Annotated in this window: 11 protein-coding genes; 7 read left to right on the top strand and 4 right to left on the bottom strand. The window is 64.9% G+C overall.

Annotated elements, in window-relative coordinates; translation table 11 throughout:
- Positions 1 to 64: 64 nt before the first annotated feature.
- The 4 genes from pstB (at position 65) to AAA989_RS14160 (ending at position 2,714) form a co-directional block, all read left to right on the top strand.
- Positions 65 to 811: a phosphate ABC transporter ATP-binding protein PstB gene (gene pstB, locus AAA989_RS14175; RefSeq protein ID WP_338245560.1), complete on the top strand. Its 747-nt coding sequence runs from the start codon at positions 65 to 67 to the stop codon at positions 809 to 811.
- Entirely contained in the window at positions 811 to 1,479 is a 669-nt protein-coding gene (phoU, locus tag AAA989_RS14170) for a phosphate signaling complex protein PhoU (RefSeq protein ID WP_338244647.1), read from the top strand. The genes pstB and phoU overlap by 1 nt, the downstream gene beginning before the upstream one ends.
- A 111-nt stretch (positions 1,480 to 1,590) precedes the next feature.
- Positions 1,591 to 2,280 carry a phosphate regulon transcriptional regulator PhoB gene (gene phoB, locus AAA989_RS14165; protein ID WP_338244645.1) on the top strand — a complete coding sequence of 230 codons (690 nt, stop codon included), beginning with the start codon at positions 1,591 to 1,593 and terminating at the stop codon, positions 2,278 to 2,280.
- A 179-nt stretch (positions 2,281 to 2,459) separates the two neighbouring features.
- The gene (locus tag AAA989_RS14160; protein ID WP_338244643.1) at positions 2,460 to 2,714 is read left to right on the top strand and encodes a hypothetical protein; all 255 of its coding nucleotides are present in this window, start codon (positions 2,460 to 2,462) and stop codon (positions 2,712 to 2,714) included.
- A gap of 63 nt (positions 2,715 to 2,777) precedes the next feature.
- Here the strand turns inward: AAA989_RS14160 and AAA989_RS14155 are convergent, their stop codons facing one another.
- Genes AAA989_RS14155 through AAA989_RS14140 form a run of 4 tightly spaced genes read right to left on the bottom strand, consistent with a single transcriptional unit; the run spans position 2,778 to position 9,703 of the window.
- Positions 2,778 to 3,503, bottom strand: coding sequence for an extensin-like domain-containing protein (locus AAA989_RS14155; RefSeq protein ID WP_338244640.1), 726 nt, complete (start codon positions 3,501 to 3,503; stop codon positions 2,778 to 2,780).
- 2 nt (positions 3,504 to 3,505) lie between these two features.
- Positions 3,506 to 7,027, bottom strand: coding sequence for an error-prone DNA polymerase (locus AAA989_RS14150; protein WP_338244638.1), 3,522 nt, complete (start codon positions 7,025 to 7,027; stop codon positions 3,506 to 3,508).
- A gap of 1 nt (position 7,028) precedes the next feature.
- Positions 7,029 to 8,462 carry a UdgX family uracil-DNA binding protein gene (locus AAA989_RS14145; protein ID WP_338244636.1) on the bottom strand — a complete coding sequence of 478 codons (1,434 nt, stop codon included), beginning with the start codon at positions 8,460 to 8,462 and terminating at the stop codon, positions 7,029 to 7,031.
- Positions 8,459 to 9,703: a putative DNA modification/repair radical SAM protein gene (locus tag AAA989_RS14140; RefSeq protein ID WP_338244635.1), complete on the bottom strand. Its 1,245-nt coding sequence runs from the start codon at positions 9,701 to 9,703 to the stop codon at positions 8,459 to 8,461. Before AAA989_RS14140 ends, AAA989_RS14145 begins: the two co-directional genes overlap by 4 nt.
- A gap of 155 nt (positions 9,704 to 9,858) precedes the next feature.
- Here AAA989_RS14140 and AAA989_RS14135 point away from each other — a divergent pair, with 155 nt between their 5' ends.
- The 3 genes from AAA989_RS14135 to AAA989_RS14125 all read left to right on the top strand — a co-directional run bounded on the left by AAA989_RS14135 (position 9,859) and on the right by AAA989_RS14125 (position 12,593).
- Positions 9,859 to 10,257, top strand: a complete 399-nt coding sequence (locus AAA989_RS14135) for a PilZ domain-containing protein (protein ID WP_338244633.1) — start codon at positions 9,859 to 9,861, stop codon at positions 10,255 to 10,257.
- A 99-nt stretch (positions 10,258 to 10,356) separates the two neighbouring features.
- Entirely contained in the window at positions 10,357 to 11,703 is a 1,347-nt protein-coding gene (locus AAA989_RS14130; RefSeq protein WP_338245558.1) for an MFS transporter, read from the top strand.
- Positions 11,700 to 12,593 carry a TauD/TfdA dioxygenase family protein gene (locus tag AAA989_RS14125; protein WP_338244631.1) on the top strand — a complete coding sequence of 298 codons (894 nt, stop codon included), beginning with the start codon at positions 11,700 to 11,702 and terminating at the stop codon, positions 12,591 to 12,593. The genes AAA989_RS14130 and AAA989_RS14125 overlap by 4 nt, the downstream gene beginning before the upstream one ends.
- The last annotated feature ends 49 nt before the right edge of the window (positions 12,594 to 12,642 follow it).

Genomic DNA, 12,642 nt, shown 5'->3' with positions numbered 1-12,642 from the left:
CCCCCTGGCGAACCAGGCGCAGAAATCGCTCGAACACGAAAACGTCCAGACCGGCGAGCCCAAGATGCGGGCGCGCGGCGTGGACGTCTACTATGGTTCGAAGAAGGCGATCGATAACGTGGACATCGACGTCTACACCGAATTCGTGACGGCCTTCATCGGCCCTTCCGGCTGCGGCAAGTCCACCTTCCTTCGTGCGCTCAATCGCATGAACGACACGATCCCTTCGGCTCGCGTCACCGGGTGCATCGAGCTGGACGGCGAGGATATCTACGCCAGCGGCATGGACGTGGTGCAGCTCCGCGCCCGCGTGGGCATGGTGTTCCAGAAGCCCAACCCCTTTCCCAAGTCCATCTACGACAACATCGCCTATGGCCCCAAGATCCACGGCCTGGCGGAAAGCAAGTCGGACCTGGACGAGGTCGTCGAGCAGAGCCTGCGCCGCGCGGGCCTGTGGGAAGAAGTGAAGGATCGACTGACCGATTCCGGCACCGCGCTTTCGGGCGGACAGCAGCAGCGTCTCTGCATTGCCCGCGCCATCGCGGTGGATCCCGAAGTGATCCTGATGGACGAGCCGTGCTCGGCGCTCGACCCGATCGCCACGGCCAAGATCGAGGAGCTGATCGACGAACTGCGCGGCCGCTACGGCATCGTGATCGTCACCCACTCGATGCAGCAGGCCGCGCGCGTCTCGCAGCGGACCGCGTTTTTCCACCTCGGCAATCTGGTGGAATATGGACACACATCAGACATTTTCACTAATCCTGTCGAGAAGCGCACCCAGGATTACATCACGGGACGGTACGGCTAATGGTAGAGCATACAGTAAAGGCCTTCGACGAGGACATCACGCGCCTGCGCGGCCTGATCGCCGAGATGGGCGGACTGGCCGAAGTCGCGATCCAGCAGGCCCTGCACGCCCTCGTCCAGGGTGACGAGGATCTCGCCGCCGAAATCGTGGAGCGCGATGCCAAGCTGGACGCGCTCGAAACCGAAGTGGACGCCATGGCCGTCCGCATTCTCGCCCTGCGCGCGCCGATGGCTGACGACCTGCGCGAGATCGTGGCGGCCCTGAAGATCGGCGGCGTGGTGGAGCGCATCGGCGACTATGCCAAGAACATCGCCAAGCGTGTGGGACGGATCGAAGGCCGTACCCGGTTCGAGCCGCTGCTGCTGCTGCCCGCCATGGGCGAAGTTGCAGGGGAAATGGTGCACGACGTACTCACCGCCTATGCCGCCCGCGATCCGGTGGTCGCGCGCGAGGTGATCGAGCGCGATGCAAAGGTGGACGCGTTCTACGACAGCATCTTCCGCAACCTGGTGAGCCACATGGTCGAGAACCCGGCCACCATCAGCAGCGCCGCGCAGCTCTTGTTCGTGGCCCGCAATCTCGAACGCATCGGCGACCACGCCACGAACGTTGCGGAGATGGTCCACTATTCGGCAACGGGCTCCTATCCCGACGACATAGAGCGGTAATCCACAGGCGATTGACGCGGCGGGTCGGTTTGCAACAAATCTGACACAGAAGTGACATATTGCAGGGCCTGAGGCACTTTCGTTGGTGCTGCCATCCCAAGGGGACCCTAGATGTCGACGCCCAAATTGCTGTTGGTGGAAGACGACACGGCGCTGGCCGAATTGCTGGAATACAGGTTCGAAAGCGAAGGCTACGACGTTCGCGTCAGTTCGGACGGTGACGACGCCATGATCATGGCATCGGAGGACCCGCCCGATCTCGTCATCCTCGACTGGATGATCGAAGGCACCAGCGGCATCGAGGTGTGCCGCAGGCTGCGCCGCGACAAGGCGACGGCCCACGTGCCCATCATCATGCTCACTGCGCGAGAGGCCGAGGATGATCGCGTGCGCGGACTGGAAACAGGCGCCGACGACTATGTCACCAAGCCGTTTTCTCCCCGCGAATTGCTGGCCCGTGTCTCGGCGGTGCTGCGCCGCGTGCGCCCTGCCCTCGCCGGAGAAACGATCGAGGCAGGCGACCTCAAGCTGGACCCTGTGGCTCACCGGGTGGAACGTCGCGGCCGGCAGTTGCAGATCGGACCGACCGAATACCGGCTGATCAAGTTCTTCATGGAACATCCGCGTCGCGTTTTCTCCCGCGGGCAATTGCTGGATGCGGTCTGGGGCACCGGCAGCGAGATTGAGGAGCGCACCGTCGACGTGCACATCCGGCGGCTGCGCAAGGCCATCGCGGTCGAAAACACCCGCGACCCCATTCGCACCGTCCGCTCGGCGGGTTACGCGCTGGAGCCAGTCTGATCTTCGCTTCGAGGGGCGCTGGACTAGGCTCAAACCCCTAGTTTTGCGAAACTTTGTTTCGCCCTATGCCGGAATTACAACCGTTCGCCGCTTAGGTGGCGCGCGCTGGAACGCAATAAGCGACCATGCAGTTCGAGATCACACACGTTGATAATCAAATGCCCCTTGCGAGGAACCAAATGAAGAAAATTGTCGCGAGCACGATCGCTGCGGGTCTTGTCGCCGCCACCGCTTTCACGGCCACCGCCGCGCCGGTCCTGCGCGATGCCGCTGCCGTCACACAGCCAGAGCGTCTCGGTGAGGATGACGAAGGCGATGCGGGTACCGTTCTGATCGTGCTGGCCGCGTTCGGCGCGGCTGCCGGGATCGTGAGCACCGTAGGTGGCGGAGACGATGGCGAGATACCAGAGCTCGAGGTTCCGGTAAGCCCATAGGCGGCGCAAACATTCAAAATGCTCATGCCCCCGCTTCGGCGGGGGTTCTTGTTTACGCCTCCGTCAGCGGCATGCACCGAATGCAGGCCTGCGCCCCTGGTCAAAGTGCAGGTGATCTTCGTGCGCCGCGTTGTAATCGGGTGAGAGCACGGTGCCGAAACTGGCGCAGGCCGCGTCGCGAGCCGCGACGAGGAAGCGTCCCTCCTCATCGGTGCTGTCCCAGTCCGCAAGCACGGAAATTCGCTGGCCGTTCTCCAAGACGAACGCGGAGATATCGATGGCATTGCCGGTGGCATGCTCGCTCCACGGCGCATCGGCGTCTCCATACATGCGGCGGCAGCTGAAGGTGCCCAGTTGCTCCACGCGCTCGACCCGGCTGCCGAACATCGTTTCCGCCAGCGGCTGCACGTCCTTTTCCAGCCACAGAACCAGTCCGGCGGCAACCGGACAGGTCATTTCCGGGGCGTTCGGGACGAGAGGCAAGTCGCCCAGCGTCAGGCGGTCGTCACGGCGGCACTGGCCCGTACCCGTGGCGGAAAGGCCATTGAAGGCGACCTGGCTGCGATCCAGCACGTCGCGGCAGTGTTCGCTGTCGCCGATCAGGCCGGCCAGCTTGGTCTGCGTGGCCCAGCCGCGTTCGTGGCGCAGGTCTAGCGGGGCCCAGGGGTTGTGCTGCGGATTTTCCGCCAGGAACACGCGAACGGCCAGCAGCAGCGCCAGCACGACAAGGGCGAAGGCCAGTTTGCGGTCATCCTTCGGCGGTCTGGGCCAAGTGCGTTTGCGCGCCATCCTCAATGAAAGTCGCGGGACCTGGGAATGATCCTCACGTTGCGCGGATGGCTTCTGGTGTTGGGCAGCTGGTCGATCATGTCGCGCGGCCGGATGGCGGCATTGGCAGGATCCTCCGATCCGCTACGCAGGTCGTCGCGCGGGTTCAGCCTGCCCTGCAGCGGGCTGTTCACATGGTCGGCGCGGGCGACAGGTGACTTCAGCAGATCGTCCGACAGGTGATGCAGTTGCTGCGTCGCATCGGTCATGTGATGGGCGATCACGTGGATGACCTCGTCGTCGTATTCCACGCGCCCGCGCACCTCCATCAACCGCGATCCCATCACCACGGTGCGCTGCTTCTCCTTGAGGTCGGGCCAGACCACCAGGTTGATGACGCCCGTCTCGTCCTCCAGCGTGATGAAGCAGACGCCCTTGGCGCTCCCCGGGCGCTGGCGGATCAGCACCACGCCGGCCACCTGCACCATGGAGCGGAACTTGCGGTCGCGCAGGTCGCAGGCGCGCACGAAGCCGCGCTCTGCCAGGCTGGCACGCAAAAACGACATGGGGTGCGCCTTCAGGCTGAGGCGGGTGGTCTGGTAATCGGCCACGACTTCCTCGCTGAGCGGCATCTTCGGCAGGATCGCCCTGCCCCGCTCCGCGCCTTCGTCCCGCTCGTCCGCATGGGCGAACAGCGGCAGGTCCGCCCCGCCCACCAGGCTGCGCGCATCCCACAGCGCCTGCCGCCGCGACATGTCCACCGAACCGAAAGCGTCGGCGCTGGCCAGGCGTTCGATGTGCCCCACGGGAATACGCGCCCGGTCACGCAGCTCGGCGACGTCCGCGAAGGCCCCGCCCTCGGCACGCGCGGCGACAAGCGCGGCAGCGACGTGTTCGGGCAGGCCGTCCACCTGCCGCAGTCCCAGGCGCAGTGCGATGTGGCGATCGAGGCGGCCGCCGCTCTTCTCGTCATCCGCCCTGCCGATCACCTCCAGCGTGCAGTCCCATTCGCTGCGGTTCACATCCACCGGCAGCACCTCCACCCCGTGTTCGCGCGCATCGCGCACGATCTGGGCTGGAGCGTAGAATCCCATCGGCTGCGAGTTGAGAAGGCCACAGGCGAAGGCGGCGGGAAAGTGGCATTTCAGCCAGCTGGAGACATAGACGAGATGCGCGAAACTGGCCGCGTGGCTTTCGGGAAAGCCGTATTCGCCGAAGCCGCGGATCTGGTTGAAGCAGCGCTGGGCGAAGTCGCGATCGTATCCGCGCGTCACCATGCGCTCCACCATCATGTCCTGCAATTCGTCCACCATGCCGCGGCTGCGGAACGTCGCCATGGCCTTGCGCAGGCGGTTCGCCTCGGCTGACGAGAACTTCGCCGCATCCAGCGCGATCTTCATCGCCTGTTCCTGGAAGATCGGCACGCCCAGCGTGCGCTCGAGGATGCTGGAAAGCTCGTCGGGCGGGCCGTGTTCGGGCGATGGCGCAGGGATCTGCACTTGCTCAGCGCCCCGGCGGCGCTTGAGATAGGGGTGCACCATGTCACCTTGGATCGGGCCGGGCCGCACGATGGCAACCTGGATCACCAGGTCGTAGAACTCGCGCGGGCGAAGGCGCGGCAGCATGTTCATCTGCGCGCGGCTTTCCACCTGGAACACGCCCAGCGAATCCCCCTTGCGCAGCATCTCGTAGGTCTCCGGGTCCTCGCGCGGCACGCTGGCCAGCGTCAGCCGGCGATCATGGTGATCTTCCAGCAGATCGAGGCACTTCCTGATGCAGGTGAGCATGCCCAGCGCCAGCACGTCCACTTTCAGGATGCCCAGCGCCTCGATATCGTCCTTGTCCCATTCGATGAACGTGCGATCCGGCATGGCGCCGTTGCCGATGGGCACGGTTGCCGTCAGCGGTCCGTCGGTCAGGATGAACCCGCCGACGTGCTGGGAAAGATGGCGCGGCATTCCAACCATTTGCTCGGTAAGCTTGAGGACACGCCTGAGGTGTGGATCGGTTACGTCCATACCCGTTTCGGCGGCGTGCTTCTCGCTCACTTCCTTTCCCCACCCGCCCCACACGGTGCGCGCGAGAGCGCTGGTCACGTCTTCCGACAGGCCCATCGCCTTGCCCACTTCGCGGATGGCCATGCGCGGGCGATAGTGGATGACGGTGGCCGTCAGGCCGGCACGATGGCGACCGTATTTCGCATAGATATGCTGGATCACTTCCTCGCGCCGCTCGTGCTCGAAATCGACATCGATATCGGGCGGCTCCTTGCGCTCTTCGGAGATGAAGCGATCGAACAGCAGCTGGTGCTTCGCCGGATCGACGCTGGTGATGCCGAGCACGTAGCACACCGCCGAATTGGCCGCGCTGCCGCGCCCCTGGCACAGGATCGGCGGATCCACCGAGCGGGCGTAGTCGACGATGTCCTTGATGGTGAGAAAATAGCGCGCCAGCTGCAGCTTGCCGATGAGGGCCAGTTCGCGCTCCAGCGTCCTCCTCACCGAATCCGGCAGGCCCTCGGGATAGCGGCGTTTCGCGCCTTTCCACGTCTCGCTTTCCAGGTAGGCCTGCGGGCTCATGCCGTCGGGATAGATTTCCTCCGGGTATTCGTACTTCAGTTCGTCCAGGCTGAAGTCGCAGGCATCGGCCACCTTGCGCGCCGCCGCGATGGCATGGGGCCAGCGCTCGAACAGGCGCTGCATCTCTTCGGGGCCTTTCAGGTGCCGTTCCGCATTGGCGTGCAACAGGTGCCCGGCGCGCGCCACCGTGGTCTTGTGGCGGATCGCCGTCATCACGTCCTGCAGGGGCCGCCGGTCGGGCGCGTGGTAATGCACGTCGTTGGTGGCGAGCAGCGACAGGCCATTCGCCCGTGCCAGCACGTCGAGCCGGTCGATCCGGGCCACGTCGTTCCCGACATAGAGGTAGCTGGCGGCCAGGTGCCCCAGGGTGGGCAGGCCCGTGGCGAGATGGGGCAGGATGGCCGGCAGCGGCCCGTTCACTTCCCCTTCGCGCGGATTGCCGTCCAGCGCGATGACATTGCTGGCCCAGCCGGGCACGGTGAACTGCTCATCGAAGCTGCGCGGGGGAACCAGCACCAGTTGCACGCCCTCGGAATGATCGGCGAGCATGGCAAGGCTGATCTCGCACACGCCCTTGTCCTGCCACTCCCCCTCCAGCGTGGCCATGCGGCCAGCCGATATCAGGGTGCACAGGCGGCCGTAGGCGGCGCGGTCGGTGGGATAGGCGAGGAAGGCCAAGCCTTCGACAGTCTCGATACGGCAGCCGATGACGGGACGCATCTTCAGCGTCTTGGCCTCGGTATGCACGCGCACCACCCCCGCCATCGAGTTGGCATCGGCGATACCGATGGCATCGTAGCCGAGGCTGCGCGCGGTGAGCACGAGGTCCACCGCATCCGACGCACCGCGCAGGAAACTGAAGCAGCTGACAAGGCCCAGCTCGACGAACGCAGCGCGCGGGGGCGCGTCTATGCTGTCAGGATCGAGCTCGATCGTGCGCTTGGGGAGAAGGTCGCTGTCGGGCACGTCAATCCGCCAACTCCGCCAACCGCTCCTTCACCGCCGCAAGGTCGGCCGCGAACAGCCGCTCTTGCTCGGCCTTGGCATCGCCGTCGAGGCGCAGGAGGTAGGAGGGGTGCGCGGTCACCCACAGTTCGCTGCCGTCGTCCAGCGCGATGGGTTCGCCGCGTGCCTTGGAAATGCTCACCGTCTTGCCCAGCATGGCGCGCGCCGCGCTGGCGCCCATGGCGAGCACGATCTTGGGCTTGACGATGGCCCGCTCTGCCTCGTGCCACCAGCGGCACACGTCGATCTCCTTGGCGGTGGGCGACTGGTGCAGGCGGCGCTTGCCGCGCTGGACATATTTGAAATGCTTCACCGCATTGGTGACGTAGGTTTGCTTGCGTTCGATGCCTGCCTGTTCCAGCGCGGCATCCAGCACCTGTCCGGCCGGGCCGACAAAGGGCTTTCCGGCCTGGTCCTCCTGGTCGCCGGGCTGTTCACCCACGATCATCAGGGCCGCGTCATCCGGCCCCTCTCCCATCACCGCCTGGTTATCCAGGGAGCCGATGGGGCACTTGCGACAGGCGTGGATGGCCTTGTCGATCGCCTCCAGCGTTTCCGGCCGGTCCTCGAATTCGAGTGCGCCTGCATCCACCATTTCGCTTTCCCGCTTCTGCGCGCCCGCCACCAGCTGCGGAATGAGGGCGGCTTCGGGCATGTTCTTCCAGTACTTTCGGGGCATTTCCTTCAGCATGGCCCCGACCTTCAAACGCGCGGGGTTGAAGATGGATGCATAATACTTGCGCCACAGATCCTCGGCGGGATCGCCCTGCGGCGCGTCGGACTTTTGCGCCGGACCGCTTTCCCGCAAGGTTTCGCCATCCCAGTGGATGCATCCCCTCGGCGTCAGGATGGACCAGTTCATGTTGGCAAAACGGCGCACGAAGAAACCCGCCTCTCGTCGCACGATGTGATGATCGGGTTCGAACCAGGCGACGTAATGCTCGTCCCCATCTTCCGTCTCGACCATGCGGAAGCGGACGAAGGCGTGCATCTTGTGCGCGTCGCGGCGCACGGCCTTGTCCATGTCTTCCAGCCGCCGGACCTGGCTGTCGGCCTTGTCCTCCATCCCCCGCGGGTTGGACTGAAGCCGCCAGAGCATGGCGTAGAGAAGGGAAAATCTTTCGGGGTCAGAATGATGGACGACATTCTTCGCAAGCGACAGGAAGCGCTTGCTGGCCCGGATTATCCTTGTCGCATCGTCCGGGACGGGCAGGCGGCGGTCGCCGTGGTTGAACAGCGAGCCATTGCCGCCCGGCACCACCCAGGCGACGCGGTCGGGCGGCACGTCGCACTGCACGAGCTGGCGCGCCCGATCCCGCCAGAAAGCGAAATCGTCCGGCTCGGGCATGTGCACCACGTAATAGGTGCCGAGCTTCACGTGTTGCAGCGCGGTCATGCCGCGAATAGCTCAAGCTGCTCCTGCCGAGGTGCCAGAAGGCTGCGCAGGTCGGCGCGGTCGGTGAGCAAGGTGGGGCGCCAGTCGGCCGCGCAGATGAACGGGCGGACCCTGGTGATCGAGACCGTCAGCCTGGCCACATCGTCCAGCCGCAACGTGCGGTGGCGGCGGCTCGCGAGGATCTGTCCTACCGCGCGCGTGCCCAGGCCCGGTACGCGCAACAGGTCCTCCCGCGAGGCGCGGTTCACATCGACCGGGAAACGCTCGCGGAATTTCAGCGCCCAGGCCAGCTTGGGATCGATGTCGAGCGGCAGGTTGCCATCCGCCTCGGTCGCCTGCATCACCTCCTGCGGCGCGAAGCCATAGAACCGCATCAGCCAGTCGGACTGATAGAGCCGGTGCTCGCGCATCAGCGGCGGACGCTTCAGCGGCAGCACCGCACTGGCATCGGGAATGGGCGAGAAGGCCGAATAGTACACGCGGCGCAGGCGGAAGCTGTCGTAGAGGCGGCTGGCCTTGCCCACGATATCGGCATCGGTCGCAGCATCGGCCCCGACGATCATCTGCGTGGACTGCCCGCCCGGCGCGAAGCGGGGGGCGTGCTTGAACCGCTTTCGCTCGTCATTCGACTGGCGGATCGCCATCTTCATGCCGCCCATCGCCCCTTCGATCTGGCGCGAGTTCTTGTCGGGCGCGAGGCGGGTGAGGCCGCTGTCGGTGGGCAGTTCGACATTGATCGACACGCGGTCGGCATAGAGGCCCGCCTGGTGCGCCAGTTCGGGATCAGCCTCCGGAATGGTTTTCAGATGGATGTAACCGCGAAAATCATGCTCCTCGCGAAGGATGCGAGCCGTCTCCACCAGCAGTTCCATCGTGTGGTTGGAGCTCTTGATGATGCCGGAGGAGAGGAACAATCCCTCGATATAGTTACGGCGGTAGAAGGTCAGCGTCAGGTCCGCCACTTCGCGCGGGGTGAACTTTGCGCGGCGCACGTTGCTGCTCTTGCGGTTGATGCAATAGTGGCAATCGAAGATGCAGTGATTGGTCAGCAGGATCTTCAGCAGCGAAATGCAGCGGCCATCGGGCGCATAGGCGTGGCAGATGCCCATCCCCTCCGTCGAGCCGATACCCCTTCCGCCCTTCGAATTGCGCTTGGCCGTGCCGGACGAGGCGCAGGAGGCATCGTATTTTGCCGCATCGGCAAGGATTTCCAGCTTTTGGATGGTATCGAGCGCAGGCATTTGTTCTTTATATGTTCTAACTGGCGATTCGCCAAGGCATCTCTGCCCGCGATTCCGGAGGGACAAAAAACCTCCGAAATTAACCAGGAATCTTGGACTCGCCTTAACCATCGCGGCTCCAAGCGGAATGTTCAGGCATAAAAAGGGGCACAACGATGAAACTGTTCGCGCGCACGAAACCGGCTCCGGTTATCGAGCGACGCGGCGGACCTCGATCGCGCGTGAACTGCCTGGCGACCATGCTGATGCCGAGCGGCAACCGCACCGGGCGCCTGTTCGACATTTCCACCACGGGCGCGCGTCTCCTCATCGACGAACCCCCGCCAATGGGCGTCTCCGCCATCCTGGACTGGACCATGCGCGATGCCTATTGCCACGTGATCTGGACCAAGCCCGGCATGTGCGGCGTGGAATTCGACCGCCCCTTGCCGCAAGGCGTCATCGACGAGCTTGTGAACGAGGCCGGAGCAGGGCCGGGTGCCAACGTGCGCCCTGTCAGCGGAGACCAGACCGGGGGCCTCAACCCGGCCCCGCCCAGACGCTTCGTGGGCTAAACGCAGCAAGCGCATCTGGACGCGCGCGCGGCGGCGTGACAGACATACCCCGGCAACCCCGCAAACGGGGGGCACACTGGGAGAGACCTGTTGCAGCGGATGCCATTCAGCGCGGCGATCGCCGATGCCCCCTTGCGGCCTTTCCAGATCGTCGTCGCGGTCTTCGGCCTGACGCTGCTGGTCATCGACGGCGTCGACCTGCAATCGCTGTCGCTCGTCACGCCGCTGATCCTCGATGAATGGAGCATCGACCGGGCACTGTTCGGCCCTGCCCTTGCAGCCTCACTGTTCGGCATGGGCTTCGGATCGATCCTTGGCGGATTGCTGGGAGACAGGATCGGGCGGCTCAACACCCTATTCATCGCCTCGCTGATCTTCGGGTCCACCACCATCGCCGCCGCCTACACCAACACCGTGTGGGAGATGAGCGTGGTGCGCATGATCGGGGGCCTGGGCTTCGGCGCGGCCTACCCCAACGCCCTGGCGCTGGTGAGCGACTGGGTATCCGCCCGGCACCGTCCCCACGCCATCGCCCTGCTCTCGGTCGGCATCCCGGTCGGCATCACGGTGAGCGCGGAGGTGCTTCCCCTGCTCCTGCCCGATCATGGCTGGCGCGGGGCCTTCGTCATTTTCGGCGTCGGCTCGCTGATATTCGGGGTGATCATGCGACTGGTGCTGCGCGAGCCGCCTGCCTTCCTCCTCGCCAAGGGCAAGCCCGATGCCGCGCACAAGAGCGCCGCGCGCGTGCTGGAAGGAGACTTCGCTCTTGCGCCCGAGCCCGAGGACGAGCTGGCCGAACGCCCCGGCGAGCGGATCGGCATCTTTCACGCGCGCAACAAGCGGCTCAACATCGCCATGGTGGTCAGCTTTTCCGCCGCGACGACGCTGGTCTACGGCCTGCTGAACTGGACGACGGAACTGCTCACCTCCGCCGGCTTCACGCTGGAGCAGGCGCTGCGAGCCACGAGCTGGCAAGGCATCCTCTCGGTTATCGGCGGCGTCTCGGCCGGGCTGCTGGTCCGCACGTTCGGCTCGCGCGCCATGATCCTTGGGGCAGCAACCGGCATCACCGCCACGATCATGGCGCTCGCATGGATGGTGGAAGGACTGTCCGGCCCGCCGTCCGCTTCCCAGATCACGACCATCGTCGCGCTGGAGGGCCTTGCCGTAGGCCTCGTCAGCATGACCATATCCATGTTCTACGTCGTGATGGCACAGGGTTATCCGTCCGCCTGCCGTTCGGGCGGGATCGGTTTCGTCATCACCTCGGGCCGCGTGTTTTCCATCGCCATGGTCTTCGCCGGGGGCTGGCTGCTGAACCTGGGCGGTGACAGCTTCCTCTGGTATTTTGCCGTGCTGTTGGCGGTCGCCCTGCTGGTGTTCCCCGCCGCATGGATCATCGATTGTCACATAGAACCCGTTCGCAGGAAGGAGCAGTTCGCATGACTGTCATTGCAGGTCGCCGTGTCAGCCCGCAGAACCTGGGTGGAGATTACGAGCACATCACGGTCACGCCCTACGCCGGTGCGCTGGGGGCGGTGATCGAGGGAGTGGACCTGTCGCAGGAGCAGGACGACGCCACCATCGCCGAGATCCGCCGGGCACTGATCGAGCACCAGGTGATCTTCTTTCGCGGCCAGGAATTCACGCCCGAACAGCACCTTGCCTTCGCCAGGCGGTTCGGCACGCTGAACCAGCACGATCAGGTGAAGGGGATGGACGAATATCCCGACATCATCGAAGTGCGGCAGGAGCCCACCGACACCCGCAACTTCGGCGGGGCTTGGCATGGCGACGTGACCTATCTGCCGGAGCCGCCGCTCGGCTCCATCCTCTACGCCAAGGAAGTGCCGCCGGTGGGCGGGGACACGCTGTGGTCCAACCTCTACCTTGCCTACGAAGACCTCTCGCCCGGCTACCGCGCGATGATCGATCCACTCACCGTGATCCACACCCCCGCGCTGATCTACGGCACCAAGTCGATGGACTGGAGCAAGGACAGCTCGATGAAGTCATCGCCCACCGAAGCCGCGCATTACGACACCGAGCACCCGCTGGTGCGCACCCACCCCGAAAGCGGGCGCAAGCTGTTCTACGTCAGCGGCGCCTATACCCCGCGCTTCAAGGACCAGACAGAAGAGGAAAGCGCGCCCATCATCGACTACCTGATGTACCAGGCGACCCGCGAACCCTTCACCTGCCGCTGGCGCTGGCAGAAAGGCGACGTGGCCTTCTGGGACAACCGCGCCACGCTGCACTACGCGCTGAACGATTATCATGGGCACCGGCGCATCATGCACCGGGTGACGATCAACGGAGAGCGGCCAGTGGCGTGAGGGATGGCTGCACTTTGGTGGGAAGCGGACTAGCCAATTGACACGTTCG

It is taken from the genome of Aurantiacibacter hainanensis (genome assembly GCF_036321025.1).
Classification (GTDB): Bacteria; Pseudomonadota; Alphaproteobacteria; order Sphingomonadales; family Sphingomonadaceae; genus Alteraurantiacibacter; species Alteraurantiacibacter hainanensis.
This window is presented reverse-complemented; position numbering and strand designations above follow the sequence as displayed.